The sequence below is a fragment of the Pseudomonas sp. UW4 genome, assembly GCF_000316175.1.
GTDB lineage: Bacteria > Pseudomonadota > Gammaproteobacteria > Pseudomonadales > Pseudomonadaceae > Aquipseudomonas > Aquipseudomonas laurylsulfatiphila.
Map to the genome: position 1 here is coordinate 1,614,570 of NC_019670.1, position 24,873 is coordinate 1,639,442.

Annotated in this window: 22 protein-coding genes; 13 read left to right on the forward strand and 9 right to left on the reverse strand. The window is 60.4% G+C overall.

Features of this window, described 5'->3' with window-relative positions:
* Positions 1-74: 74 nt before the first annotated feature.
* The 4 genes from PPUTUW4_RS07075 to fabF all read left to right on the forward strand — a co-directional run bounded on the left by PPUTUW4_RS07075 (position 75) and on the right by fabF (position 5,098).
* The gene (locus PPUTUW4_RS07075) at positions 75-2,069 is read left to right on the forward strand and encodes a nucleoside-diphosphate sugar epimerase/dehydratase (protein WP_015093999.1); all 1,995 of its coding nucleotides are present in this window, start codon (positions 75-77) and stop codon (positions 2,067-2,069) included.
* A gap of 112 nt (positions 2,070-2,181) precedes the next feature.
* On the forward strand, positions 2,182-2,517 hold the full coding sequence (locus PPUTUW4_RS07080; protein ID WP_015094000.1) for a helix-hairpin-helix domain-containing protein: 336 nt from the start codon (positions 2,182-2,184) through the stop codon (positions 2,515-2,517).
* A gap of 480 nt (positions 2,518-2,997) precedes the next feature.
* Positions 2,998-3,792: an SDR family oxidoreductase gene (locus PPUTUW4_RS07085; RefSeq protein WP_015094001.1), complete on the forward strand. Its 795-nt coding sequence runs from the start codon at positions 2,998-3,000 to the stop codon at positions 3,790-3,792.
* Positions 3,793-3,823: 31 nt separating this feature from the next.
* Positions 3,824-5,098 carry a beta-ketoacyl-ACP synthase II gene (gene fabF, locus PPUTUW4_RS07090; protein ID WP_015094002.1) on the forward strand — a complete coding sequence of 425 codons (1,275 nt, stop codon included), beginning with the start codon at positions 3,824-3,826 and terminating at the stop codon, positions 5,096-5,098.
* Here fabF and PPUTUW4_RS07095 read toward each other — a convergent pair.
* The 6 genes from PPUTUW4_RS07095 to rfbB all read right to left on the reverse strand — a co-directional run bounded on the left by PPUTUW4_RS07095 (position 5,095) and on the right by rfbB (position 10,625).
* Positions 5,095-5,652, reverse strand: a complete 558-nt coding sequence (locus PPUTUW4_RS07095) for a TetR/AcrR family transcriptional regulator (protein WP_015094003.1) — start codon at positions 5,650-5,652, stop codon at positions 5,095-5,097. The genes fabF and PPUTUW4_RS07095 overlap by 4 nt on opposite strands.
* A gap of 167 nt (positions 5,653-5,819) precedes the next feature.
* Positions 5,820-5,987 (reverse strand): DUF2897 family protein, encoded by a 168-nt coding sequence (locus PPUTUW4_RS27845; protein WP_007973599.1) that lies wholly within the window; start codon positions 5,985-5,987, stop codon positions 5,820-5,822.
* A gap of 142 nt (positions 5,988-6,129) precedes the next feature.
* A complete protein-coding gene (gene eat, locus PPUTUW4_RS07100) occupies positions 6,130-7,494 on the reverse strand; it encodes an ethanolamine permease (RefSeq protein WP_015094004.1) in 1,365 nt (454 codons plus the stop codon).
* A 260-nt stretch (positions 7,495-7,754) separates the two neighbouring features.
* On the reverse strand, positions 7,755-8,624 hold the full coding sequence (rfbD, locus tag PPUTUW4_RS07105; protein WP_015094005.1) for a dTDP-4-dehydrorhamnose reductase: 870 nt from the start codon (positions 8,622-8,624) through the stop codon (positions 7,755-7,757).
* A 49-nt stretch (positions 8,625-8,673) separates the two neighbouring features.
* Positions 8,674-9,546 carry a glucose-1-phosphate thymidylyltransferase RfbA gene (gene rfbA / locus PPUTUW4_RS07110; protein ID WP_015094006.1) on the reverse strand — a complete coding sequence of 291 codons (873 nt, stop codon included), beginning with the start codon at positions 9,544-9,546 and terminating at the stop codon, positions 8,674-8,676.
* Positions 9,543-10,625, reverse strand: coding sequence for a dTDP-glucose 4,6-dehydratase (gene rfbB, locus PPUTUW4_RS07115; RefSeq protein WP_015094007.1), 1,083 nt, complete (start codon positions 10,623-10,625; stop codon positions 9,543-9,545). The genes rfbA and rfbB overlap by 4 nt, the downstream gene beginning before the upstream one ends.
* A 351-nt stretch (positions 10,626-10,976) precedes the next feature.
* On the opposite strand from rfbB, the gene kdpF reads away from it, so the two are divergent.
* The 6 genes from kdpF to PPUTUW4_RS07140 all read left to right on the forward strand — a co-directional run bounded on the left by kdpF (position 10,977) and on the right by PPUTUW4_RS07140 (position 19,064).
* Positions 10,977-11,066, forward strand: a complete 90-nt coding sequence (gene kdpF, locus PPUTUW4_RS27850; RefSeq protein WP_007899818.1) for a K(+)-transporting ATPase subunit F — start codon at positions 10,977-10,979, stop codon at positions 11,064-11,066.
* 8 nt (positions 11,067-11,074) lie between these two features.
* The gene (gene kdpA, locus PPUTUW4_RS07120) at positions 11,075-12,769 is read left to right on the forward strand and encodes a potassium-transporting ATPase subunit KdpA (protein WP_015094008.1); all 1,695 of its coding nucleotides are present in this window, start codon (positions 11,075-11,077) and stop codon (positions 12,767-12,769) included.
* Positions 12,770-12,785: 16 nt separating this feature from the next.
* A complete protein-coding gene (kdpB, locus tag PPUTUW4_RS07125) occupies positions 12,786-14,846 on the forward strand; it encodes a potassium-transporting ATPase subunit KdpB (RefSeq protein WP_177325112.1) in 2,061 nt (686 codons plus the stop codon).
* Between the two features lie 142 nt (positions 14,847-14,988).
* Positions 14,989-15,534 carry a potassium-transporting ATPase subunit KdpC gene (kdpC, locus tag PPUTUW4_RS07130; protein WP_015094010.1) on the forward strand — a complete coding sequence of 182 codons (546 nt, stop codon included), beginning with the start codon at positions 14,989-14,991 and terminating at the stop codon, positions 15,532-15,534.
* A gap of 131 nt (positions 15,535-15,665) precedes the next feature.
* Positions 15,666-18,317, forward strand: a complete 2,652-nt coding sequence (locus PPUTUW4_RS07135) for a sensor histidine kinase KdpD (protein ID WP_015094011.1) — start codon at positions 15,666-15,668, stop codon at positions 18,315-18,317.
* Between the two features lie 48 nt (positions 18,318-18,365).
* Positions 18,366-19,064 carry a response regulator gene (locus PPUTUW4_RS07140; protein ID WP_015094012.1) on the forward strand — a complete coding sequence of 233 codons (699 nt, stop codon included), beginning with the start codon at positions 18,366-18,368 and terminating at the stop codon, positions 19,062-19,064.
* A gap of 153 nt (positions 19,065-19,217) precedes the next feature.
* Here the strand turns inward: PPUTUW4_RS07140 and PPUTUW4_RS07145 are convergent, their stop codons facing one another.
* Entirely contained in the window at positions 19,218-20,255 is a 1,038-nt protein-coding gene (locus PPUTUW4_RS07145; RefSeq protein WP_015094013.1) for a patatin-like phospholipase family protein, read from the reverse strand.
* Between the two features lie 221 nt (positions 20,256-20,476).
* Between PPUTUW4_RS07145 and PPUTUW4_RS07150 the strand changes: the two genes are divergently transcribed.
* The 3 genes from PPUTUW4_RS07150 (at position 20,477) to PPUTUW4_RS07160 (ending at position 22,646) form a co-directional block, all read left to right on the forward strand.
* Entirely contained in the window at positions 20,477-20,755 is a 279-nt protein-coding gene (locus PPUTUW4_RS07150) for a hypothetical protein (RefSeq protein WP_007973587.1), read from the forward strand.
* A 101-nt stretch (positions 20,756-20,856) separates the two neighbouring features.
* The gene (locus tag PPUTUW4_RS07155) at positions 20,857-21,615 is read left to right on the forward strand and encodes a CHAD domain-containing protein (protein WP_015094014.1); all 759 of its coding nucleotides are present in this window, start codon (positions 20,857-20,859) and stop codon (positions 21,613-21,615) included.
* A 233-nt stretch (positions 21,616-21,848) separates the two neighbouring features.
* Positions 21,849-22,646, forward strand: coding sequence for a thioesterase family protein (locus PPUTUW4_RS07160; RefSeq protein WP_015094015.1), 798 nt, complete (start codon positions 21,849-21,851; stop codon positions 22,644-22,646).
* On the opposite strand, the gene PPUTUW4_RS07165 is transcribed toward PPUTUW4_RS07160, so the two are convergent.
* Positions 22,647-23,012, reverse strand: a complete 366-nt coding sequence (locus PPUTUW4_RS07165) for an Mpo1-like protein (RefSeq protein ID WP_015094016.1) — start codon at positions 23,010-23,012, stop codon at positions 22,647-22,649.
* Between the two features lie 230 nt (positions 23,013-23,242).
* Entirely contained in the window at positions 23,243-24,724 is a 1,482-nt protein-coding gene (locus PPUTUW4_RS07170) for a methyl-accepting chemotaxis protein (RefSeq protein ID WP_015094017.1), read from the reverse strand.
* Positions 24,725-24,873: the final 149 nt, after the last annotated feature.

A 24,873-nucleotide genomic window follows, 5' to 3' on the forward strand; every position in this document is an offset into this window, starting at 1 on the left:
GTCGGTAAGTGAGTTACCGAAAGCTGCAGTTGCTGTATCAATGCTAGGAGCTTCGACTGGTGTTTAGAGGGGTTATGGATAAGATTCGGGCAAAGTTGTTAAGTCTGCCAAGACGACATAAGCGCATTCTGCAGGTCCTGACTGATATTTCGCTGGTCTGGTGTGCCCTCTGGATGGCGTTTGTCGTGCGACTTGGGGTGGACGAGTTGATCAACCCGTTCACTCAGCACGTCTGGCTTTTTGTCAGTGCACCTGTCATCGCCATTCCTCTTTTCGTTCGCTTTGGCATGTACCGTGCGGTCATGCGGTACTTTGGAAATGACGCGCTCATTGCCATTATCAAGGCGGTGACACTATCGGCTCTGATACTTGGCGTCGTGGTGTACTGGTACAGCAATCATCAAAACGTCGTTCCGCGCTCGATCATTTTCAACTACTGGTGGTTGAGCCTGATCATGATCGGCGGTCTGCGCCTGGCCATGCGTCAGTACTTTATGGGCGACTGGTTCAGCGCCGCCCAGCACGTTCCGTTCACCAGCCGGGATGACGGACTGCCGAAAGTGGCCATCTACGGCGCAGGGGCGGCGGGTAATCAACTTGTTGCAGCGTTGCGGATGGGGCGCGTCATGCGCCCTGTAGCCTTTATCGATGACGATAGCGGGATCGCCGACCGAGTGATTTCCGGATTGCAGGTGTATAAGCCCAAGCACATCCAGCAGATGATCGATAACACCGGCGCCCAGGAAATTCTCCTTGCCATCCCTTCGTCAAACCGTGGCCGCCGTCGCGAGATTCTCGGGTTTCTCGAAGGCTTTCCGCTGCACGTTCGAAGCGTCCCGGGTTTCATGGATCTGGCCAGTGGCCGGGTCAAGGTAGACGATATCCAGGAAGTAGACATTGCCGACCTGCTCGGGCGTGACGCCGTCCCGGCCCAGGCTGATTTACTCGAACATTGCATCACGGGGCAGTCCGTGTTGGTCACGGGCGCCGGGGGCTCCATTGGCTCCGAGCTTTGCCGGCAGATTCTGGCACTGCGCCCCACAACGCTTCTCCTGTTTGAACACAGTGAGTTCAATCTTTACTCCATCTTGTCCGAGTTGGAGCAGCGGGTCGCTCGAGAATCGCTGTCCATTCGTCTCTTGCCGATTCTCGGATCGGTTCGCAACCCGGACAAGTTGCTGGACGTCATGAAAACCTGGCGAGTAGACACGGTGTATCACGCCGCCGCCTACAAGCATGTGCCCATGGTCGAGCACAACATTGCCGAGGGTGTGCTCAATAATGTGATAGGCACGCTTAATACGGCCCAGGCCGCACTTCAGGCAGGAGTGGCCAACTTCGTCCTGATTTCGACGGACAAGGCCGTGCGGCCTACCAATGTCATGGGTAGCACCAAGCGCCTTGCCGAGTTGACGTTGCAAGCGCTGAGTCGTGAGTTGGCTCCGGTTTTGTTCGGAGATACGAGCAATGTCTCCCGTGTGAACAAAACGCGCTTCACGATGGTGCGGTTTGGTAACGTCCTGGGGTCATCGGGTTCGGTCATTCCGCTGTTTCACAAGCAGATCAAGTCGGGTGGTCCTCTGACGGTCACGCATCCGAAGATCACTCGATACTTCATGACAATCCCGGAAGCGGCGCAGCTGGTGATTCAAGCGGGTTCCATGGGGCAGGGGGGGGATGTTTTTGTCCTGGACATGGGCGAGCCCGTGAAAATCGTCGAACTGGCCGAGAAGATGATCCATTTGTCCGGCCTGAGTGTGCGCTCGGAAAAGAACCTGCATGGCGACATCGCTATCGAGTTCACCGGGCTGCGCCCGGGCGAAAAGCTTTACGAAGAGCTACTGATCGGTGACAACGTAGCAGCCACACAGCATCCGATGATCATGACGGCCAATGAGGATCACCTGTCCTGGGATTTGCTGAAGGGCAAGTTGACCGAGTTGCTCGCAGCGGTGGATCAGGACGACTACACGCGCGTCCGCCAGTTGTTGCGCGACACTGTCAGCGGCTACACCCCGGACGGTGAGATTGTCGACTGGATCTACCAGCAGCGCCGCCTTGAGCCCTGATTGTTTCATATGCAGTAACGTACACATTTTTGACAGCCCCATGGCATAGGCTAGGTTTGAAGAGCAGCTTCGGAAAAGCTGCTTTCTCAAACGACGGCATGGAGCTTCACTTATGCGTACAAGCAGTTTCTACTCTCTGGTATTCGCCCTCCTCACCAGTGCTTCTCTTACGGCAATCGCCGCGCCTGTCAAGGCGCCTGAGGCGATGACTGCGCCTCTGGTGCAGGATGTGGCCGTCCAGGCGCCATCCGGTAAAGTCGATCTCAATAGTGCTGATGTACCTACGTTGCAACGTGAGCTGACGGGAGTGGGCGAGGCCAAAGCGAAAGCAATTGTTGCTTATCGTGAAAGTAATGGTGCGTTTGCGTCAGTTGACGAGTTGCTGGAAGTGAAGGGTATCGGCAAAGCGCTTCTGGACAGGAACCGCGACAGGATCGAGGTGAACTAGGGGCGGGACTGGACGACAAGGGCCGGTCATTGATCGGCCTTTGTCTATAGCGAGAGTTATGCCCGGCTGACCAGTCGCAGTACTTGAATGGTTTGTCGGTTACCTGAAATCAGGCAAAGTTCAGGCCCGCGTTGTTCAGCAGGGTCGCCAATCAGACATCGCTTTGATCGACTATCGGGCGAATTCGACGGATGAAAGTCCAGTCGTTCAGTCACCGTTGAATGCGCACTGTTCATCCGCCCCTGCATTTATCGGTCAACATGCAATACCGTTCATTCCATCGCAGAGCTTCGGCGCGGTTTTGTGTTCATTCAGGGTCTACTCTCTCATTCTGGCCGGGCCACCAACGAGTGACGTCCGCTTCGCGGAAATAAAAATTACGACTATCATATTGTGTTTGTATTATGTGCATAATAAATACCGCTTGCGCCAATGTGCCTCGGCGTCAGGCGCCCTTCAGCATTTTTTAGGAGCATCGTCATGAATTCAGTTCAGCCCCAAGGTACGGCCCTTGTCACCGGTGCTTCGTCCGGTATCGGGGCGGTTTACGCCGAGCGGTTGGCGGCCCGTGGTTTTGATTTGTTGCTCGTGGCTCGCGACGAGCAGCGACTGGAGGCGGCCGCGAGCAAACTGCGTTCGGAGCATGGGATCGAGGTTGAAGTGTTGAAGGCGGACCTGACTCAAAAAGCAGATGTGCTGCAGCTCGAACAGCGGTTACGCAGCGATTCGAGTATCAGTCTGTTGCTCAATAACGCCGGCGTGGCGGCGGACGGGCTTTTGGCCAATGCCGATATCGACCAACTGGAGCGAATGATTCAGTTGAATATCACCGCTGTCACGCGACTGGCCGCGGCGGCTGCAGCCGGTTTTACCAAGGCCGGGCGCGGCACAATCATCAATATTGCGTCGGTGGTGGCCTTGTTTCCCGAGCGTTTCAACGCGACCTACAGCGCCAGCAAGGCCTATGTATTGAGCCTGACTCAATCGTTGAATGCCGAACTGGATGGCACCGGGGTGAAGATCCAGGCGGTGCTGCCCGGTGTAACCCGAACCGAGATCTGGGAGCGCTCCGGCATCGATGGATCACAAATTCCTGCGGACATGGTGATGGAGGCGGGTGAGATGGTCGATGCTGCATTGTCGGGTCTGGATCAGGGTGAATTGATCACTATTCCTTCATTGCCCGATGCGGCGGATTGGAATGCGTTCGTGGCGGCGCGTCTTGTGATGGCGCCTAACCTGTCCAAAAGCAAGGCTGCTGCCCGTTATCGGTAAGTGCCATCAATCAGATTGAGGTGTGAGCGGTATGAATGATCGTCGTGTGGTTGTAACAGGCATGGGCCTTGTGTCGCCGCTGGGGAGCGGTGTCGAAGTGGTCTGGGAGCGGCTGCTGGCCGGGCGTTCCGGGCTGCGTAATCTGCCGGATGAGGTGGTTGCCGATCTGCCGGCCAAGGTCGGCGGTGCGGTGCCGACCTTGGTGGATGACCCGCAGGCGGGTTTCGATCCGGACCGGGCGACCCCGCCCAAGGAACAGAAGAAGATGGACCGCTTCATTCTGTTCGCCATGGAAGCCGCGCGTCAGGCATTGGAGCAAGCCGGCTGGCAAGCGCTGGATGCCAATGCCCAGGAGCGTACGGCCACCATCATCGGTTCAGGCGTGGGTGGTTTCGGTGCGATTGCCGACGCGGTGCGTACTACCGATAGCCGTGGTCCGAGGCGTTTGTCTCCGTTCACCATTCCTTCATTTCTGGTCAACCTCGCGGCCGGTCATGTGTCGATCCAGCATGGCTTCAAGGGGCCATTGGGCGCGCCGGTCACGGCATGCGCTGCCGGGGTTCAGGCGATTGGCGACGCGGCGCGAATGATTCGTGCGGGTGAGGCGGATATCGCGGTGTGCGGCGGTACGGAAGCGGCGATCGATCGGGTCAGCCTTGCCGGGTTCGCGGCTGCTCGTGCCTTGTCCAGTGCTTACAACGAAACGCCTGAGCGCGCATCACGACCTTTCGACAGTGGTCGCGATGGCTTTGTCATGGGTGAAGGGGCCGGGCTACTGGTCATCGAGTCTCTGGACCATGCGCTGGCCCGGGGCGCCAAGCCCCTGGCGGAGCTGGTCGGCTACGGCACCAGCGCCGATGCCTATCACTTGACCGCCGGTCCCGAGGACGGCAGCGGTGCGCGGCGAGCGATGTCTTTGGCATTGGCACAGGCCGGTGTTTCTCCGGCTCAGGTCCAGCATTTGAATGCTCATGCAACCTCGACTCCGGTAGGGGATCTGGGTGAGCTGGCGGCGATCAAGGCGTTGTTCGGTGCGCAAAACGGCATCGCAGTGACATCGACCAAGTCGGCGACCGGACATTTGCTCGGTGCCGCGGGTGGACTCGAAGCGATCTTTACGCTGCTGGCGATCCGCGACCAGGTCGTGCCGGCGACCCTCAATTTCGAAAAACCGGACCCTGCCACTGAAGGCGTGGACATTGTTCATGGCAGCGCACGGCCGATGGCCATCGAATATGCGTTGTCCAACGGCTTCGGATTTGGCGGGGTCAATGCCAGTGTGCTGTTCAAGCGTTGGCAGGGTTAATCCTGCGGGTGTTTGAGGTGTTCGCGTGCGACGTCGAGAATCCGTTGGGCAAACCCGGCGTCAGCCACGCTGCGTGATAACAGCAGGGCGCCGACCAGCGTAGACATGATGACGATGCTACGGTCGGCGGTGTGCTCTCCGTCAAGGGTGTGCCGGATCTGGTCGAGTCGCGCCTGGAGCACGACGTCGCTGGTGGGGCTCGGTTGACCACGCAGTCCCAGTTCGGAAGAAATGGTCGGCAGCGGACAACCCTCGTGAGGTGAGGTTTGATGCCATTCGGACAGGTAGGTGTCGATGAAGGCTTCGAGCGGGTGTTCCTCGGCGAAGATTTGCGCGCACAACTCGTCGACTTGAACGCCAGCCTCTTGCAAGGCTTTTTCCACCAGTTCGTCCTTGGACTTGAAGTGCGAGTAAAAGCCACCGTGGGTCAGGCCCAGTGCTTTCATCAGAGGTTGCAGCCCGGTCGCGCCGATACCGTCGCGTCTAAATCGCGCTGAAGCTTCCTTGATTATGCGTTGGTGGGTCTGGGCTTTATGGTCCTGCGAGTAACGCATCTGATATCTCCGCATCAATGCGGCCCATATTAACCAATGAAAATTGCATGGTGACTGTACTTCTATTTCTAAAAAGCATGCAGATGCTTCGATATGGGTACAAAGCGACATGATTTCAGGGCAAGCCACGCAAAAACAAACCCCGCCGTTCAAGGCGGGGTTTTCATTCAGCGGTCCTGCGCTTCCTTGGCGTCCATTTCCGCATTGCGTTCGGCGACGCGCTTACGTTGCTCTTCGGTCAGTTCGACTTTGTGAGCGGTGTCGCGCAGCATCATCAGACCACCAACGATCGAGCCAATGGCAACGACCAGAATCAACCAGGCATACCAGGGCATAGGACTCTCCTTGAAAAGCAGGCGGGTCGACGAGGGTTCGTCAACCGATCGCGTATAGCACTTTGAGTGACGGGGTTTCATCGCAGTTCCATCGCTATCACCCCCATTCTATGCCTGTTGTTCAAGCTTCACTTGAACGCTTTCAACGTCCGGTCAGCATCGCATCCGCCGGTGCGTCGGCGCGCAATTGCGCGGTGAGCGTGAAGTACACGAAACCTGCGGCCATGAAGCCCAGAAAGATCAGGCCGATCAAGGTGTTGAACCAGGCCATCGCCACCAGGCATACCACCGCCAGCATCAGCGCAATGAACGGCACCAGCGGGTAGCACGGCGCGCGGAAGGTGCGCTCCAGGTTCGGCTCGGTTTTGCGCAGCTTGAACAGGCTGAGCATGCTCATGATGTACATGACGATGGCGCCGAATACCGCCATGGTGATCATCGCCGCCGTCAGCGTCATGCCGCCGAGGTTGATCAAACCGTCGCTGTAGATCGCCGCGATGCCGATCACGCCGCCGGCGATGATCGCCCGGTGCGGAGTCTGGAAGCGCGACAATCTGGCCAGAGACGCCGGCAGGTAGCCGGCGCGGGCGAGGGCGAAGAACTGGCGCGAATAGCCAAGGATGATTCCGTGGAAACTCGCCACCAGACCGAACAGGCCGATCCACACCAGCATGTGCAGCCACCCGGAGCTTTCGCCGACCACGGTTTTCATCGCCTGGGGCAGCGGGTCGTTGATGTTCGACAGGGTGCGCCAGTCGCCGACGCCACCGGCGAAGAACATCACGCCCATCGCCAGCAGCACCAGGGTCAAAATACCGCTGATGTAGGCCTTGGGAATGGTGCGTTTCGGGTCCTTGGCTTCTTCGGCGGCCATGGCGGCGCCTTCGATGGCCAGGAAGAACCAGATGGCAAAGGGGATGGCCGCGAACATTCCGGCAATCGCCGGAGCGCCGAACACGTCGGTGCCGGCCCAACCATTGAGGGCGAAGTTGCTGAAGCTGAACGCCGGCGCGACCACGCCCATGAACACCAGCAATTCAGCGACCGCCAACACGCAGACCACCAGTTCGAAGGTCGCCGCCAGTTTCACGCCGAGGATGTTGAGACCCATGAACAGGATATAGGCACCGACTGCCGCGTGTTTCGGGTCGAGGGCTGGAAACTGGACATTGAGATAGGCGCCGATGGCCAGGGCAATCGCCGGTGGGGCGAAGACAAATTCGATCAATGTCGCCAGGCCTGCGATCAATCCGCCTTTTTCCCCAAACGCACGACGGCTGTAGGCAAAGGGGCCTCCAGCGTGAGGAATGGCGGTGGTCAGCTCGGTGAAACTGAAGATGAAGCAGGTGTACATGGTGGCGACCATGAAAGAGGTCACCAGAAAACCCAAGGTCCCGGCCACGCCCCAGCCATAACTCCAGCCGAAATACTCCCCGGAAATCACCAGCCCGACGGCAATGCCCCACAGATGCAACGTGCCCAGCGTGGGTTTGAGTTGTGTGTTCATGCGCTTGCTCCCTGAGTGGTTTGGAACGCTCGGGGGGAGGCCAGTGCAGTGGGCGTGCCATTTTTCGAGGGGGCGTCGTAATGGACTGAAAGGCGTCGTATCGGAGATATTCGCAACTGAATGTGCGAACTTTGTGCGTCAGTCGGGGGCGTCGTTGCTACTGGTGCCGCTTTCGCGAGCAAGCCCGAATGTCTGCTACACGACGCCGCTGCGATGCGGATACGTCGTGTTTCAAAGCAGGTGCGGGCTGCCGTTGATGTTCAGGTTTGTTCGGTAAGGCACTCGCGCAGCGCCGTCTGCCAGTCAGGTTGACTGACGCCCCAATCGCGTTGCAAGCGACTGCAATCCAGGCGCGAGTTAAGCGGCCGGGCGGCGGGCGTCGGGTAATCGCTGGACGGGATCGGTAACAGGGCGGCACAAGGTTTGCCCTGTTGTCGCAATGCTTCGCCGATTGCCTGGGCGAAACCAAACCAGGAGGTCTCACCTTGAGCGGTCAAGTGATAAGTGCCCCAGTTGGCCACTTCGCGCGCCTGCCAGTGTTCAATCAGGGCAAGGGTGCTGTTGGCGAGTGTGCCGGCCCAGGTAGGGGCTCCGATTTGATCGGCAACTACACGTAACTCTGGTTTCTCTTGCAGCAATCGCTGCATCGTCAGCAGAAAGTTACGGCCATGGTTTGAATAGACCCAACTGGTACGAAGGATCAGGTGTTTGCCTTGCACGTCCTTGATAGCCTGCTCACCGGCCAACTTGCTCTTACCATATACGCCGAGCGGATTGGGCGTGTCGTCCTCGTTGTAAGGTCCGGCTTTCAATCCGTCGAAAACATAGTCCGTGGAGTAATGTATCAACGGGATGTCGAGAGCCAGCGCCTCTTCGGCGAGAATGCCGGGAGCGATCGCGTTGATGGCAAAGGCTGCTTGCGGCTCGCTTTCTGCCAGGTCAACCGCTGTATGGGCCGCCGCGTTGATGATCAGGTCGGGCCTGAGGTTTTGCACCTGGCGACGAATCTGATCGGGTTGCGCGAGATCGAGCTGTTCGCGACCCAATACGATCAATTCGCCGAGCACACCCAGTCGGCGTTGCAGCTCGTGTGAGACCTGACCATGTCTGCCATTGATGAGTACTTTCATGAGAACAGTTCAGTCTCGCCATGGGGCAAATCGGACTCACACAGGCTCATTACTCTCCCCCTGCCAATTTGGCCAAGTACTGACCATAGCCCGTCTTGCCGAAGTACTGGGCGCGCTCCAGAAGTTGTTCGCGGTTGATCCAGCCATTTTCATAGGCTATTTCTTCGAGACAGGCGACTTTGAGGCCTTGGCGGTGTTCGATGGTCTGCACGTATTGAGAGGCTTCGAGCAAGCTGTCGTGGGTGCCGGTGTCGAGCCAGGCGAAACCTCGACCAAAACGCTCGACTTGCAGGTCTCCGCGTTGCAGATAGGCATTGTTGACGTCAGTGATTTCCAGCTCGCCGCGAGGCGAAGGTTTCACCGCCTTGGCGATCTCGATCACGTCGTTGTCGTAGAAATACAGGCCGGTTACGGCATAGCTTGATTTTGGCTTTTTCGGTTTTTCTTCGATCGAAAGCGCACGGCCCTCGCTGTCGAAATCGATGACGCCGAAGCGTTCGGGGTCCTTGACCCAATAACCGAACACGGTGGCGCCGGAACAGCGTTGTGCCGCGTTCTGCAATTGTTCGCCAAAGTGCTGACCGTGAAAGATGTTGTCGCCCAGGATCAGGCACACAGGGTCATCGCCAATGAACTCCTCGCCAATCAGGAAAGCCTGGGCCAGACCGTCCGGAGATGGCTGTTCGGCAAAGCTGAAGTTCACCCCGAACTGGCTGCCGTCACCCAGCAGATTGCGATATTGCGGCAGATCCTGCGGGGTGGAGATCAGCAGGATATCCTTGATGCCGGCCAGCATCAGCACCGAGATCGGGTAGTAGATCATGGGCTTGTCGTAGACCGGCAACAGCTGTTTCGACACACCGAGCGTAATCGGGTGCAGGCGTGTGCCCGAGCCACCTGCCAAAACGATACCTTTCATCATGGGAGCAACTCCTTGGAATTGATGGCGCCAAGGCGTTCGCCCTGATAGCTGCCATCTTGAACACGGCGGCACCAGTCCATGTTGTTCAGGTACCATTGAACGGTTTTGCGCAAGCCGGTTTCGAACGTCTCTTCGGGCACCCAGCCCAGTTCGCGTTCAATCTTGCTGGCGTCGATTGCGTAGCGTAAGTCATGTCCAGGACGATCCTGGACGAAGGTGATCAGGTCGGCGTAATGCGCAACGCCCTCCGGCTTTTGCGGTGCCAGTTCTTCAAGCAGGGCACAGATGCCGCGCACCACGTCGATGTTCTTTTGTTCGTTGTGCCCGCCGATGTTGTAGGTCTCGCCGACCTTGCCGGTGGTCACCACTGTGAGCAGTGCCCGGGCGTGATCTTCGACGAACAGCCAGTCGCGCACTTGCAGGCCGTTGCCATACACCGGCAGTGGCTTGCCGGCCAGGGCATTGAGGATAACCAGCGGAATCAATTTCTCGGGGAAGTGGAAAGGCCCGTAATTGTTCGAACAATTGGTCAGCAGCACCGGCAGGCCATAGGTTCGCTGCCAGGCGCGGACCAGGTGGTCGGACGCGGCCTTGCTGGCGGAGTAGGGCGAGCTGGGTGCGTAGGGCGTCGTTTCCGTAAACAGGTCATCGACGCCGTGCAGGTCACCGTAAACCTCGTCGGTGGAAATGTGATGAAAGCGGAAGGCGCTTTTCTCAGGCTCCGGGAGGGCTTGCCAATAGGCACGGGTGGCTTCGAGCAGGCTGTAGGTGCCGACGATGTTGGTCTGGATGAACTCTGATGGACCATCGATGGAACGATCGACGTGGGACTCGGCTGCCAGGTGCATGATCGCGTCAGGCTGGAAACGCGCCAGCACTGCACTGACGGTCGCCTGATCAACAATATCGGCCTGAACGAACTCGTAACGAGTGTTGTTGGCAATACTGGTCAGCGACTCGAGATTGCCGGCATACGTCAGTTTGTCCAGGTTGAGCACATCATGCTCAGTGTGTTGGATCAGCTCGCGAACAAGGGCCGAGCCTATGAAACCGGCTCCGCCGGTAATAAGGATACGCATGTTGGGCCAGCCTTTTTCAGTAATGCGAATATCGGTAGCTTGCAGGCACGAGCGAGGAGGCGCAAGAAATCCTGACCCCATTCGCATTCGGTTACGTCGTGCCAATCGTGCTGGATTATCCATGACTTGCAGCCTTCACTCACTACATCTTGCGCAAAATTTAGAGCTTTACCCGCGAAATTCACGGTTTTCTCCGTACCGGAATCCCTTCGCGCACCCCGTAACCCCAGCGTAAACCCACTCTTTACGCTTTCTTTATGTCCGGCCCGCACCCTCGGTCTCGCTCCTTTACAGCCTCCTTTCCGACAATGACTCCACACGCGGCAATACGCCGTAACACGGAGAACTTCCATGAGCGTTCTGGACGGAGTGTCACTGCTGTTGGCAGTGGGGCTGTTCATTTATCTGTTGGTTGCGCTGTTGCGCGCGGACCGGAACTAGGAGCGGCTATGCACAGTTATGACTATTGGCTGATCCTCGGGTTTTTCGCCCTGGTATTGGTCCCGGCGCCGTTTCTCGGGCGCTTCTACTACAAGGTGATGGAGGGGCAGCGCACGTGGCTGTCGCCGGTCCTGGGTCCGGTCGAACGCGGTTGCTATCGGCTGGCCGGCGTCGATCCGCACGCCGAACAGACTTGGCAGAAGTACACCCTGGCCTTGCTCGCCTTCAACCTTGCGGGTTTCCTGCTGCTGTTCGCGATCCTGCTGTTCCAGGACCATTTGCCGCTGAACCCGCAAAACCTGCCGGGGCAGGAGTGGACGCAGGCGTTCAACACCGCCGTCAGTTTCATGACTAACACCAACTGGCAGTCCTACAGCGGCGAAGCGTCCTTGAGCTACTTGAGCCAGATGGCCGGCCTCACCGTGCAGAACTTCGTCAGCGCCGCCACTGGCCTGGCCGTACTGGTTGCGCTGTGCCGCGGCATCGGGCGCAAATCCACGGCATCGCTTGGCAACTTCTGGGTCGACATGACCCGCGCCACCCTCTACGGCCTGTTGCCGCTGTGCCTGTTGCTGGCGCTGTATCTGGTCTGGCAGGGCGTGCCGCAAACCTTCGCGCAGTACGTGAATGCGGTGACGGTGCAAGGCGTCGACCAGGTCATTCCACTGGGCCCGGCTGCCAGCCAGATTGCGATCAAGCAATTGGGTACCAACGGTGGCGGCTTCTTCGGCGTCAACTCGGCGCATCCGTTCGAGAACCCGACGGCCTGGAGCAACCTGTTCGAAGTGGCCTCGATCATCCTGATCCCGGTGGCACTGGTGTTCACCTTCGGCCATTACGTGAAGGACCTGCGTCAGAGTCGAGCGATCATCGCCTGCATGCTGGCGCTGTTCCTGATCGGCGGCGCGACCTCGCTATGGGCTGAATACCAGCCGAACCCGACCCTGAACAACGTAGCCGTCGAGCAGACTGCGCCGCTGGAGGGCAAGGAAGCGCGTTTCGGCACTACCGCCACGGTGCTTTGGTCGGTAACCACCACGGCGGCGTCCAACGGCTCGGTCAACGGCATGCATGACAGCCTCAATCCGCTGAGCGGCATGGTGGCCCTGGTCAACATGATGGTTGGCGAGGTGATCTTCGGTGGCGTCGGTGCCGGGCTCTACGGCATGTTGCTCAACGTGCTGATCGCGGTGTTCCTCGCCGGCCTGATGATCGGTCGTACGCCGGAGTACCTCGGCAAGAAACTGCAAGCCAGGGAAGTGCAATTGCTGGTGCTGACCCTGATGGTCATGCCGATTGGCGTATTGGTGCTCGGCGCGATTGCCGCCAGCCTGCCAGGCCCGGTGGCCTCGGTGAGCAACCCCGGCGCCCACGGTTTCAGTCAGTTGCTCTACGCCTACACCTCGGCCAGTGCCAACAACGGTTCGGCTTTCGGCGGCTTCGGTGCCAACACGCCGTTTCACAACCTGATGCTGGGCCTGGGCATGTTGATTGGTCGCTTCGGTTACATCCTCCCGGTTCTGGCCCTGGCCGGCAGCCTGGCGATGAAGAAAACCGCACCGATTGGCCAGAACAGCTTCCCGACCCACGGCCCGCTGTTCGTGACCTTGCTGACTGTGACCATTTTGCTGGTGGGTGGTTTGACCTTCCTGCCGACCCTGGCACTGGGGCCTATTGCTGAACACCTGAGTATGGGCTTCTAAGGAATCCATCATGAATATGCATGTTCCAGCTTCAAAACCTGCATCACCGACCAAGTCGGCCGAAGCCCCGAAAACCGCGATCTCGGCCCTGTGGCGCCCGGCGCTGGTGCAAGCCTTCGTCAAGCTCGACCCACGGCAACTGCAGCGCGCACCGGTGATGCTGGTGGTCGAACTGACCGCGATCCTGACCACCGTGCTGTGCTTCATTCCCGATACGGCCGTACCGACCTTCGTCGCCGCGCAAATTGCCGTGTGGCTGTGGTTCACCGTGTTGTTCGCCAACTTCGCCGAAGCTTTGGCTGAAGGTCGTGGCAAGGCCCGCGCCGACAGCCTCAAGGCCGGTAGCGAAGGCTTGAGCGCCCGGCGCAAAACCAGCAATGGCACGTTCCAGGTGGTGCCGGCCACCAGCCTGCGCAAAGGTGATGTGGTGCGTGTCGAAGCCGGGGAGATGATCCCCGGTGACGGCGAAGTGCTCGAAGGTATCGCAGCGGTCAACGAAGCGGCGATTACCGGTGAGTCGGCACCGGTGATTCGTGAGTCCGGCGGCGACCGCTCGGCCGTCACCGGCAATACACGGCTGGTGTCCGACTGGCTGTTGGTGAAGATCACCGCCAACCCTGGCGAGTCGACCCTGGACCGCATGATCGCCCTGGTCGAAGGCGCCAAACGCCAGAAAACCCCGAACGAAGTGGCGCTCGACATCCTGCTGATCGGCCTGACCCTGATCTTCCTGCTGGTGGTCGTCACCCTGCAACCGTTCGCCCACTTCGCCAACGGCAGCCTGCCGCTGGTGTTCCTGGTGGCACTGCTGGTCACCTTGATTCCGACCACCATCGGCGGTCTGTTGTCGGCCATCGGTATCGCCGGCATGGATCGTCTGGTGCGCCTGAACGTGATCGCCAAGTCCGGTCGTGCGGTGGAAGCGGCGGGGGACGTGCACGTCCTGCTGCTGGACAAGACCGGCACCATTACCTTCGGTAACCGTCGTTGCTCGGCGGTGTATGCCGCGCCAGGCGTGACAGCCATGGAGTTGGCCGAAGGCGCGTTGCTGGCGTCGCTGGCCGACGACACCGCTGAAGGCAAGTCGATCGTCGAGTACCTGCGTGGCACTCATCCGCAACCGGAACCGTCCGCCGACCTGCTGACAGCCGTACCATTCAGTGCCGAAACCCGCTTGTCCGGTGTCGACTATCAAGGGCGCGTGTACCGCAAGGGTGCGGTGGATTCGTTGCTGGCCTTCGTCGGCCTGAAACGTGCTGACCTGGCACCGGCCTTGTCCCGCGAAATCGACAAGATCGCGCAAAGCGGCGGCACCCCCTTGCTGGTCTGCGCCGACGGCAAGTTGCTCGGCGCGATCCACCTCAAGGACGTGGTCAAGCCCGGTATCCGCGAGCGTTTCGCCGAATTGCGCAAGCTGGGCATTCGCACGGTCATGGTCACCGGCGACAACCCCTTGACTGCAGCCGCCATCGCCGCTGAGGCCGGTGTGGACGATGTGCTGGCGGAAGCCACGCCGGAGAAAAAACTGGCGCGCATTCGTCACGAGCAAAACGACGGGCGTCTGGTCGCCATGTGCGGCGATGGAGCCAACGACGCCCCGGCACTGGCCCAGGCGGACGTCGGCATGGCGATGAACGACGGCACGCAAGCGGCACGTGAAGCGGCCAACATGGTCGACCTCGACAGCGACCCGACCAAGTTGCTGGATGTGGTGCAGATCGGCAAGGAATTGCTGGTTACCCGCGGTGCGCTGACGACCTTTTCCATCGCCAACGACGTGGCCAAGTACTTCGCGATCCTGCCGGCGCTGTTCGCCGCGATCTACCCGCAACTGGGTGTGCTCAACGTAATGCACCTGAGCAGTCCGCAGAGCGCGATTCTGTCGGCGATCGTTTTCAACGCCTTGATCATTGTGGTGCTGATTCCCCTGGCATTGCGCGGTGTGCGCGTGCAGGCGGCGAGTGCGGCGGCGCTGTTGCGACGCAATCTGCTGATCTATGGCCTGGGCGGGATCCTGGTGCCGTTTGTGGGCATCAAGGCGATCGACATGCTGTTGACGGCGTTGCATCTGGTTTGACCTGCGCGGGGTGCCAGATGCACCGCCTTCGCGAGCAGGCTCGCTCCCACATTTGAAATGCTTTCGCCCTGTGGGAGCGAGCCTGCTCGCGAAGAATGCGACACGGTCCAATTGATTGAATTACGAATTCGAGGATTTTGAAATGTCCACATTGATACGCCCGGCCCTGAGCCTGCTGGTCCTGATGACGCTGATCACTGGCGTCGCTTATCCACTGGTGGTTACCGGCGTCGCCCAGGTCGCGTTCCCGGATCAGGCCAACGGCAGCCTGGTGCGCGATGCCGAGGGCAAGGTCCGCGGTTCCTCGCTGATCGCCCAGGATTTCGTCGGCGACGCCTGGTTCCACCCGCGTCCTTCGGCCGGTGCCTTTGCCACCGTATCGAGCAGTGCCAGCAACCTCTCGCCGAGTAACCCGGCCCTCGCCACGCGGGTGATCGACGAAGCCGGCAAGCTGCTGGTGCCCGGCCAGGGGGCGGTGCCATTGGCGCTGGTCACTACGTCGGGCAGCGGTCTCGATCCGCACTTGCCACCGGCGGCGATTGCCTATCAACTGGCGCGTGTCGCGGCGGCGCGCAATCTGCCGGTCGCGTCACTGCAACAGCTGCTGGACGCGCACATCGAACAGCCATTGGTAGGCCCGCCGGTGGTGAATGTGCTTGAGTTGAATCTGGCGCTGGAAAAACTGTAAATCGGCGGTGCAGCCATTCGCGAGCAGGCTCGCTCCCACAGGAGTATGCATTCCAATTGTGGGAGCGAGCCTGCTCGCGATGACGGCCTCCCAATCACCACAACAACATCTGAAAAAAGAGATTTCCAAGCATGAGCAACTCCGGCCGCGCCGACGCGCTGTTAGCAGACCTGCCCCGCGATGGCCGTGGCCGGCTCAAGGTTTTTCTCGGCGCCGCGCCCGGAGTCGGCAAGACCTACGCCATGCTCCAGGCGGCCCATACCCAACTGCGTCAAGGCGTGAAGGTCATTGCCGGCGTCGTCGAAACCCACGGCCGCGCCGAAACCGAAGTACTGCTCAGCGGCTTGCCGCAGCAGCCGTTGGTGCGCTCGGAATACCGTGGTGTGTTGCTCGAAGAAATGGACCTGGACGGTCTGATCAAAGCCAAACCGAAGCTGGTGCTGGTCGATGAGCTGGCGCACACCAACGCACCCGGCAGCCGTCACGAAAAACGCTGGCAGGACATTCAGGAACTGCTCGCCGCCGGCATTGATGTCTACACAACGGTCAACGTCCAGCACCTGGAAAGCCTCAACGATCAGGTGCGTGGCATCACCGGTGTACAGGTCCGTGAAACCTTGCCGGACTGGGTGCTGCAAGAAGCCTACGAACTGCTGCTGATCGACTTGCCGCCACGGGAACTGCTCGAGCGCCTGCGCGATGGCAAGGTCTATGTGCCGGAGCAGGCGCGGGCGGCCATTGACGCGTTCTTTTCCCAGACCAACCTGACAGCCCTGCGCGAACTGGCGATGCAAACCGCAGCGGCTCAGGTCGATAACGATCTGGCCCTGGGCTATCGCCAACTTGGACAAGCGGCGCCAGCCGTGCGCGGGCGTTTGCTGGTAGGAGTGGACGGCGATGCCCAGGCCGAGCGTCTGGTACGGCATGCCAGTCGCGTGGCCCAACGGCGACACCTGCCCTGGAGCCTGGTGCACGTGGACAACGGCCGCGTGCGTGACGAACAGTCACGCCTGCGCCTGCAGAGCGCCCAGCAACTGGCCGAGCGCCTGGGCGGCGAAGTGGTGTTGCTGCGCGCCGGTGAGGTGGCGAAAACCTTGATCCAGCATGCCGCCGAACGTCGTGCCAGCCTGGTGCTGGTCGGCCAGTCCCGGCCGAGATTGCGCCGACGCCTGTTTGGTGGCGGGCTGGCGGCGCGGTTGCTGCGCAATGCGCGCGGACTGGAAATCAACGTTCTCGACGGCGATCACCAACAGCATCAACCTCATCAGCGGTCGATGGGGCCGCTGGTCTGGTTCGACTACGCGTTGGCGGTGGTCGCGACGGTCATGGCCAGCGCCCTGGCCTGGGCCGTGGCGAGTGTATTGCCACTGCCCAATATTTCACTGGTGTTCCTCGCCGCCGTGTTGCTGGTGGCGGTGCGCAGTAGTCTCGGGCCGGCGCTGGCCTGTGCGGCGCTGTCGTTTCTGACCTATGATTTCCTGTTCATTCCACCGACTTTTTCTTTCAGCATCCAGCGCGAAGAAGACGTGCTGACCTTGCTGTTTTTCCTGCTGATGGCAGCCCTCACCGGCAACCTCGCGGCGCGCCAGCGCAGGCAATTGCAGGCACTGCGCGATACCCAGGAAGAGACCACGGAATTGCTCGACCTGTCACGCAAACTGACTGCCGCCACCGACCGCCAGGCCGTGGTCAGTGCGGCCGCCCAGCACCTCAACGGTTGGAGCGACGTGCAGCTGTGTCTGCTCAATCGCGACGGGCAGAGCGGCTGGAAAGTCGAAACCGGTGGCCCGCTTGAGTTTACCGAAGCTGAGCGCGCCGCCGCCGATTGGGCCTGGCAGCACGATCAACCGGCAGGTGCGGGCACCGGCACCTTGCCGTTCGGCCGCTGGTGGTGGTGGCCGTTATCGGTCGAGGACGGGCCGCTCGCGCTGCTTGGCGTATGCGCCAAGGAAGGCCAGACCCTGAGTGGCCAGCGCCGTCGTTTGTTGACCGCGCTGAGCCAGCCGCTGGCTCAGGCGCTGGCCCGGGCGCAACTGGTCGATGATCTGGAAGCGGCGCGGCTGCACGGTGAAACCGAGCAGTTGCGCAGTGCCTTGCTGGCTTCGGTGTCGCACGATTTGCGCACACCCTTGACGTCCATGCGCGGCAGTATCGATAGCCTGCTGGCCCTGGGTGAAGCGATCCCGCTGGAGGATCGGCGTGAGCTGCTCGAGGGCACCCGTGATGAAGCCGAGCGCCTTGATCGTTATATCCAGAATCTGCTCGACATGACCCGCCTCGGCCACGGAGCCCTGAAGCTGGCGCGGGACTGGGTGTCACCGGCCGATATCGTCGGCAGTGCGCTCAATCGCCTGCGCGCAGTCCTTGCGCCGCTGCAAGTCAGCACCGACGTGCCGGCCGAGTTACCGCTGCTGTATGTGCACGCCGCGCTGATCGAACAGGCATTGGTCAACGTGCTGGAAAACGCCGCGCGGTTTTCGCCGCCCCACGGGCGTTTGCAATTGCGCGCCGGGACCGACGACGGTGAGTTGTTCTTTTCGGTCAGCGATGAGGGCCCGGGGATTCCGGAGGAGGATCGGGCGAAGATTTTCGACATGTTCTACACCGCGGCGCGAGGTGATCGTGGCGGACAGGGCACCGGACTGGGGCTGGCGATCTGTCAGGGCATGGTCGGTGCCCATGGCGGGCGCATCAGCGTCGCCGACGGCATTGAGGGACGCGGTACCTGCATCACGTTACACCTGCCGCTACAGGTTCAGCCGGGATACGAGAGTGAAGCCTGATCGTGCTTGCGCTACTCTCTTGCCACTTCTTATTGTTGATGTGAATTCATGAGCCAGACCGCGACCATACTGGTCATCGACGACGAACCGCAGATCCGCAAATTCCTGCGCATCAGCCTCGCTTCCCAGGGCTACAAAGTGCTGGAGGCCGGCACCGGCAGTGAAGGCTTGGCCCAAGCTGCATTGAACAAACCGGACTTGCTGGTGCTCGACCTCGGCTTGCCGGACATGGACGGCCAACAGGTATTGCGCGATTTTCGCGAGTGGTCGACGGTGCCGGTGCTGGTGCTCTCCGTGCGCGCCAGTGAAGGGCAGAAAGTCGAGGCCCTGGATGGCGGCGCCAACGACTACGTGACCAAACCGTTCGGCATCCAGGAATTTCTGGCACGGGTTCGAGCGTTGCTGCGCCAGGCGCCCGTCGGCGAAACCCAGCCAGCGGCGCTGAGCTTCGGTCCTTTGACGGTCGACCTGGCGTATCGCCGGGTATTGCTCGATGGTATCGAAGTTGCGTTGACTCGCAAGGAGTACGCCGTGCTGGCGCAACTGGCGCGGCATCCCGGGCGGGTGATCACCCAGCAGCAATTGCTCAAGGACATCTGGGGGCCGACACACACCGAAGACACTCACTACCTGCGCATCGTGGTCGGGCACTTGCGCCAGAAACTGGCGGATGACCCGACCCAGCCAAGGTTCATCGTGACCGAGGCGGGGGTGGGGTATCGGTTGTTGAGTGAGGGCAGCCTTTAGTTTTGTGCTGAATGTTCCGGCCCCATCGCGAGCAGGCTCGCTCCCACATGGGGTCCTGGTCAGACACAGACTTTGTGTACACCAACGATTCACTGTGGGAGCGAGCCTGCTCGCGAAGGGGCCCTTACATTCAATTGAGAACTTTCAGAACTTTCAATTCTGCTCATTCTCATACCGATCCAGCGTATCGCGCGCAATCTCCCGTCCCAGCGCGATCAGCTCCGGCGCCTTGTAGAACTCGAAAAAACGGCACACGCGCTTGGGCACGTTGATCAGGATGTCCGGCGGATACCCGGCAATCTTGTACTGCGCCAGCGACGTCTGCATCACCTCGAAACTCTGGTTGATCAAGTCGAGCAAGGATGCCGGCCCGACGTTGTCGATGATGAACGAACCGGTGGCAGAGCGGGGCGCGCCACTGGCTTCCGGGGCGGCCGCGGGTTGCTGTGCTTCGGGTTCGGCGGACTCGATCCACGGGTTGAAATCCGCCCCTTCGGCTTTCAACGCTTCCTGCTCCAGGATCAACAATTGTTCCGCCTGTTTACGCCGGAACGGCAACTTCGAGCCGACAGAGCTCATCAGGTTGTCGAAGCGGCTCTTGAACGCGGCAGGGCGCTGGATCACCGGCAATTGATAGTGGCGCTGGTTGGTGGAGTTCAGGTTGACCGCGATGATCAGGTCGCAATGGCTCGACACCACGGGCACGATCGGCAGCGGGTTGAGAATGCCGCCATCGACCAGCATGCGGTTGCCCTGCATCACCGGGGTGAACAGGCTGGGAATCGCTGCCGAGGCGCGCATCGCCTGGTGCAGGCAACCTTCCTGGAACCAGATTTCCTGCTGGTTGGTCAGGTCGGCGGCAACGGCGGTATAGGGGATACGCAAGTCTTCGATGTTGATCTCGCCGACGATCTTGCGAATCTGCCCGAACACCTTCTCGCCACGAATCGCCCCCAGACGAAAACTGACGTCCACCAGGCGCAACACGTCGAGGTAATCCAGGCTCTCGATCCAGTCGCGGTATTCATTGAGTTTGCCGGCGGCGTAGATCCCGCCCACCACCGCGCCCATGGAGCAACCGGCGATACAGGCAATGTCATAGCCGCGCCGTTCGATCTCTTCAATGACCCCAATATGTGCGTAACCCCGGGCTCCACCCGAGCCCAATACCAGTGCGACACGCTTTTTCATGAATCGCCCTCGTTTGAATGCTTCAACAATGCACCCATCGAGGGGCATGCTTCAATCGTCATGGTCGTTCGAGGGGGCAAGAGCGTCGTATTTTCGACACTCCATGGCGGCACATGGTTGTTCTCGTCAGCGCTATAGTTCGCACAGCGGACCAACGGCACTTTTCAGGTGCTACACCGTCTTACCTGCATGACTGTTGACCTATTTTTGAGGAGTAAGTGATGAAAGCCTGGATCTGCGTGCCATTGATTGCCCTGGCACTCGCCGGTTGTGCCGGAAAAACCGCCTACCGCGACAGTTGCGGAAGTAACCTGGATGCGGCATGGCATGAACTGGACCTGGCCAAAGCCGAAGGTTTCGCCGGGACCGTCAGCTACTCCAAGGCCCTGTCGCTGTTGACTGCGGCCAAGACCCAGCAGCAATTCGAGGGGTTCGAAGGCTGCACCAGGAAAGCCGAGAAGGCTCGTTTCTATATTCGTGAATCGCGCGCGGGGCGCTGAAGGCAAAAAGCAGCTGCAGGCTCTAGGCTACGAGTTGCAAGACTCATCGGGCTTGCAGCTCGTAGCTTGCAGCCTGGCGCTGTTTACGGAGTAAACCCCCCATGATCGATCGGCTGGTGGCTCATGTCCTGGGCCTGGAAGTTCGTCTGCTGGCCTGTCAGGCCCGCTTGAGAGAGCGGACTGACCCTGAAGCTTTACACGATCTGCGCACAACCATGCGTCGGTTACGCAGTCTGTTGCGGCCTTTGCGCGGGTTGCCCGGTGTCGAACAACTGGAGGCGGCCGCCTCGCGGGTGGGCGATCTGACCACGCCGTTGCGTGATCGCGAAGTGCTGGCGGCGTACCTGCTTGAGCACGGTCAACCTCACGCTGCACAGTGGCGCATGGCGCAAATGGCCGAAGCTTATCCGGCCGTGGCGGCCAGTCCCGAGCTCGCGCAATTGCTGATCGTGCTCGATGCGTTTCCGCGTTTTCTGCGCGCTGCCCAGCGCCAGGGATTGCTCAAGGGCCTGCGCAAGCGCATCGAAAAACGCCTGGGCAAGCAGTGGAAAAAACTCGATGAAGCATTGCACGACCCGGCCCACGACCGTCATCGGCTACGCCTGCTGATCAAGCGCGTGCGCTATGGTATCGACGCTTACCCCGAGCTGGACCGTTTACCGAAAGCGGCCATGCCCCGATTGAAATCGGCTCAGGGCGCGCTGGGTGAGTGGCACGATTGCGTGCAATGGCTGGCCATGGCTGAGCAGGAAGCGGATTTGCGGCCCTGTGTCGCGGTCTGGACAACCACCATGGCCGAGGCAGAAAGCCGGGCGGACCGGGTGCTGGAAAAACTCAGTCGCGATTGTTTCAAATCCTGATATCACCACCGAACAAATGTGGGAGCGGGCTTGCTCGCGAAAGCAGTGTGTTAGTCAGCATTGATGCTGAAGCTGATGGCCTCTTCGCGAGCAAGCCCGCTCCCACAGGAGGTTTATGTTCGACATGAAACCTGCGCGACTTATCTGTCAGTCAATTTGTCCGGAATAGGCGATGTATCCATCTCGCCAGATGGTTAAGATCCCCTCATCTTTTTCCGATCCCTGAGGTTTTCATGCGTTTTTCCGAACTGCTTGACGCTGTCCGTAGCCAGCCGCTGGAGCTCTCCATTCCGGCCTCCTGGGGCCAGGGGCGCGCCAGTTTCGGTGGCGTGGTGGCGGCTTTGCAGTACGAAGCCATGCGTGCCCGGGTACCAGCGGATCGCCCGGTGCGCTCATTGGCGATCACCTTTGTCGGCCCGGTTGAGCCTGAGGTTCCAGTCAGCTTTGAAGTCGACGTATTGCGCGAAGGCAAGGCGGTCAGCCAGCTGTTGGGCCGGGTGATGCAGAAGGGCCAGGTGGTGACGTTGATCCAGGGGAGCTTCGGCGCTTCACGCCCTTCGGTGGTGGCCGTGGCCGCTGAACCGGCACCTGAAATGAAGCACTGGGACGAGTGCCAGGAGTTGCCTTTTATCGAAGGCGTTATCCCGGAATTCATGCGGCACCTGGCGATGCGCTGGAGTGTAGGCGGGCTGCCGTTCAGCGGTAGCACATCGCGGCAAATGGGTGGTTGGGTGCGCTTGCGCTGCGATGACAAGGAAGAGGCCATCGGCGAGGCGCATATCCTCGCACTGGTGGACGCCTGGCCGCCGGCCCTGATGCCATTTCTGAAGAAGCCGGCGATGGGCAGTACGCTGACCTGGACCATCGAGTTCGTGCAACCGCTGCTGGAATTGACCACCCTGGAGTGGTGCAAATACCTCGTCGAGACCGAGCACGCCGCCGATGGTTACGGGCACGCCGCCGCCAAAATGTGGAGCGCCGATGGCCGGTTGATCGCCATGAGCCGGCAGACGGTGACGGTGTTTGCCTGATCAGTGACGGCGGTGGCGCTCGCGCCAGGCGCGCCACCAGCCACCGCTGAGGAAGAACCGCGGAAAGGTCAGAAACTGCTCGACCAACAGGCGCGATAGTGCATCCTTGCGGTCACTGAACGGCTCGGCGGCTTGCGTCTCCATGCTGTGGCCGTGGCGTTGCAGGGCCAGCGCCGCAATCATGCCGATCACGCCAATGGCGATGTTGGCCAGGCTCAGGCTGAAGACCCCGGATACGATCAGCAGAAACGCCACGATGAACAGCGGCACCGCGATCAGGTGTAACACCAGATTGGTCGGGTGCTGATGATTGTTCGGGTACGCTCGCCATTGCCAGGCGGGAAGGTTGGGGTGACGTTTGCCCATGTTGCTGATCCTCGATCCATGTTGAACACATGTAATGAAGAATAGGCCCGGTCAACGCCGGCGGCGAATCAAGGCTGGCTATTGGCTTGATAGGCGTCATGTTCAACTTTGATGTGGGGTCGACTGACGCCTTCGCGAGCAGGCTCGCTCCCACATTGATCCTCGGTGACCATCAGATTCTGGGCATACATAGATCCCTTGTGGGAGCGAGCCTGCTCGCGAAAGGGCCCTCAAAGTTTGAGCTGACCTATCGCCTTGCTCAACTCCCCGGCCAGCGCAGCCAGTTCATTGCTGGTCGTCGCCGAAGACACTGTCTGCTGCACCGTGTTCTCAGTCACGTCACGGATGCTCACCACCGCCCGGTTCATCTCTTCCGCCACCTGGCTCTGCTGCTCGGCCGCCACGGCGATCTGCGTGTTGCTTTCACGCATCTGTGCCACTGCGCCAGTGATTTCGGCCAGTGCCGCGCCGGCCTCTTGCGCTTGTCGTACGCAGTCATCGGCCTTGAACGAGCTCTCTTGCATGAAATCCACGGCGTCCCGCGTCCCGGCCTGCAACGCCGAGACCATGATCGTGATTTCGTCCGTGGAGGCTTGCACGCGTTTGGCCAGGTTACGTACTTCATCGGCGACTACCGCAAAGCCGCGCCCCATCTCGCCGGCCCGGGCCGCTTCGATGGCGGCGTTGAGCGCCAGCAGGTTGGTCTGTTCGGCGATGCTGTGAATCACGTTGACCACGCCGTTGATCTTCTGGCTGTCCTCGGCCAGGCGTTGAATCATCTCGGCGGTCTGCTGCACGCCGGTGGACAGCCCGGCAATCGAGCGCTGCACCCGCGTCACCACTTCCTGCCCACTACCGGCCAGGGTATCGGCCGATTGTGAAAGGTCACGGGTGGCGCCCGCGTGCTGGGCGATGTGATAGACCGTGGCGGTCATTTCATTGATCGCCGTGGCGGCCTGATCGGTTTCGCTTTGCTGACCGAGCATGCCGTGGCGCACTTCATTCATGCTCGCCGCCAGCCGCGCGGCGCCGATATCCAGTTGCCGGGCGGTGCTGGCGACGGTGTTGACCACCCGTTGATAACCGGCCTGCATGGCGTTGAAGGCGTTGGCCATCTGGCCGACTTCGTCGCTGCAAGCCAATGGCACGCGGGTCGACAGGTCGCCGGTTTTCTCCACGTGCAACATGACGTCTTTCAAGGTGTTGAGCTGGCTGAGCAGGAATCGGATCAGCAACTGCGATGCGCCGAGCATGGCCAGCATCAGGATGAACACCGCCACCGCGTAGTGGGCGAAGCGCTCGCTGAACACCTGGCTCAGGCTTGGACCGTGGGCGATCACGGCGACCCGCTGCCCGTCAGCGCGTGCGAACACTTCGGCGCCCATCAACGGGTTGTCACCGAACAGCGGCATCGGGTTGATCTCGACCCAGCCATTGGCGTCGGCCAGTTCTTGCACGGGGCGCTCATTGAGCGTGGGGGCTTGTCCGCGGCTGAACGCCAGCAGGTTGTCGGCGGGGGGCAGCGGTTGCCCGGCGGGCCAGGCTTCGAGCAATCGCGCCTGGGCCTGGGCCGAAGCCTGGGATGCGTGACTGCGGGCCTGCTGCTCAAGCTGCACCGCGTACAACACCAGCAACAGGGTGGTGACGAACGCGACGGCGTTGACCGCCCAGAATTTGTATTTCAGCGAGATATTGCTAAGCCAGGCACCCATGGAGGTCTTCTCTGATAGCGGAAACAGTTTTGGCAAGGTGCCAGCATTGTGCCGCTATGCAGGTGGCTGGTTCTTGATGCAGATCAACGGGCCAGTACCCTTCCAGTGTGGGAGCGAGCCTGCTCGCGATAGCGGTCTGTCATTCAACC

What these genes read in the sequence shown, in the direction of transcription:
- PPUTUW4_RS07075 (WP_015093999.1), top strand. Translation starts at nt 75, where the DNA reads ATGGATAAGATTCGGGCAAAGTTGTTAAGTCTGCCAAGACGACATAAG.
- PPUTUW4_RS07080 (WP_015094000.1), top strand. Translation starts at nt 2,182, where the DNA reads ATGCGTACAAGCAGTTTCTACTCTCTGGTATTCGCCCTCCTCACCAGT.
- PPUTUW4_RS07085 (WP_015094001.1), top strand. Translation starts at nt 2,998, where the DNA reads ATGAATTCAGTTCAGCCCCAAGGTACGGCCCTTGTCACCGGTGCTTCG.
- fabF (WP_015094002.1), top strand. Translation starts at nt 3,824, where the DNA reads ATGAATGATCGTCGTGTGGTTGTAACAGGCATGGGCCTTGTGTCGCCG.
- PPUTUW4_RS07095 (WP_015094003.1), bottom strand. Translation starts at nt 5,652, where the DNA reads ATGCGTTACTCGCAGGACCATAAAGCCCAGACCCACCAACGCATAATC.
- PPUTUW4_RS27845 (WP_007973599.1), bottom strand. Translation starts at nt 5,987, where the DNA reads ATGCCCTGGTATGCCTGGTTGATTCTGGTCGTTGCCATTGGCTCGATC.
- eat (WP_015094004.1), bottom strand. Translation starts at nt 7,494, where the DNA reads ATGAACACACAACTCAAACCCACGCTGGGCACGTTGCATCTGTGGGGC.
- rfbD (WP_015094005.1), bottom strand. Translation starts at nt 8,624, where the DNA reads ATGAAAGTACTCATCAATGGCAGACATGGTCAGGTCTCACACGAGCTG.
- rfbA (WP_015094006.1), bottom strand. Translation starts at nt 9,546, where the DNA reads ATGATGAAAGGTATCGTTTTGGCAGGTGGCTCGGGCACACGCCTGCAC.
- rfbB (WP_015094007.1), bottom strand. Translation starts at nt 10,625, where the DNA reads ATGCGTATCCTTATTACCGGCGGAGCCGGTTTCATAGGCTCGGCCCTT.
- kdpF (WP_007899818.1), top strand. Translation starts at nt 10,977, where the DNA reads ATGAGCGTTCTGGACGGAGTGTCACTGCTGTTGGCAGTGGGGCTGTTC.
- kdpA (WP_015094008.1), top strand. Translation starts at nt 11,075, where the DNA reads ATGCACAGTTATGACTATTGGCTGATCCTCGGGTTTTTCGCCCTGGTA.
- kdpB (WP_177325112.1), top strand. Translation starts at nt 12,786, where the DNA reads ATGCATGTTCCAGCTTCAAAACCTGCATCACCGACCAAGTCGGCCGAA.
- kdpC (WP_015094010.1), top strand. Translation starts at nt 14,989, where the DNA reads ATGTCCACATTGATACGCCCGGCCCTGAGCCTGCTGGTCCTGATGACG.
- PPUTUW4_RS07135 (WP_015094011.1), top strand. Translation starts at nt 15,666, where the DNA reads ATGAGCAACTCCGGCCGCGCCGACGCGCTGTTAGCAGACCTGCCCCGC.
- PPUTUW4_RS07140 (WP_015094012.1), top strand. Translation starts at nt 18,366, where the DNA reads ATGAGCCAGACCGCGACCATACTGGTCATCGACGACGAACCGCAGATC.
- PPUTUW4_RS07145 (WP_015094013.1), bottom strand. Translation starts at nt 20,255, where the DNA reads ATGAAAAAGCGTGTCGCACTGGTATTGGGCTCGGGTGGAGCCCGGGGT.
- PPUTUW4_RS07150 (WP_007973587.1), top strand. Translation starts at nt 20,477, where the DNA reads ATGAAAGCCTGGATCTGCGTGCCATTGATTGCCCTGGCACTCGCCGGT.
- PPUTUW4_RS07155 (WP_015094014.1), top strand. Translation starts at nt 20,857, where the DNA reads ATGATCGATCGGCTGGTGGCTCATGTCCTGGGCCTGGAAGTTCGTCTG.
- PPUTUW4_RS07160 (WP_015094015.1), top strand. Translation starts at nt 21,849, where the DNA reads ATGCGTTTTTCCGAACTGCTTGACGCTGTCCGTAGCCAGCCGCTGGAG.
- PPUTUW4_RS07165 (WP_015094016.1), bottom strand. Translation starts at nt 23,012, where the DNA reads ATGGGCAAACGTCACCCCAACCTTCCCGCCTGGCAATGGCGAGCGTAC.
- PPUTUW4_RS07170 (WP_015094017.1), bottom strand. Translation starts at nt 24,724, where the DNA reads ATGGGTGCCTGGCTTAGCAATATCTCGCTGAAATACAAATTCTGGGCG.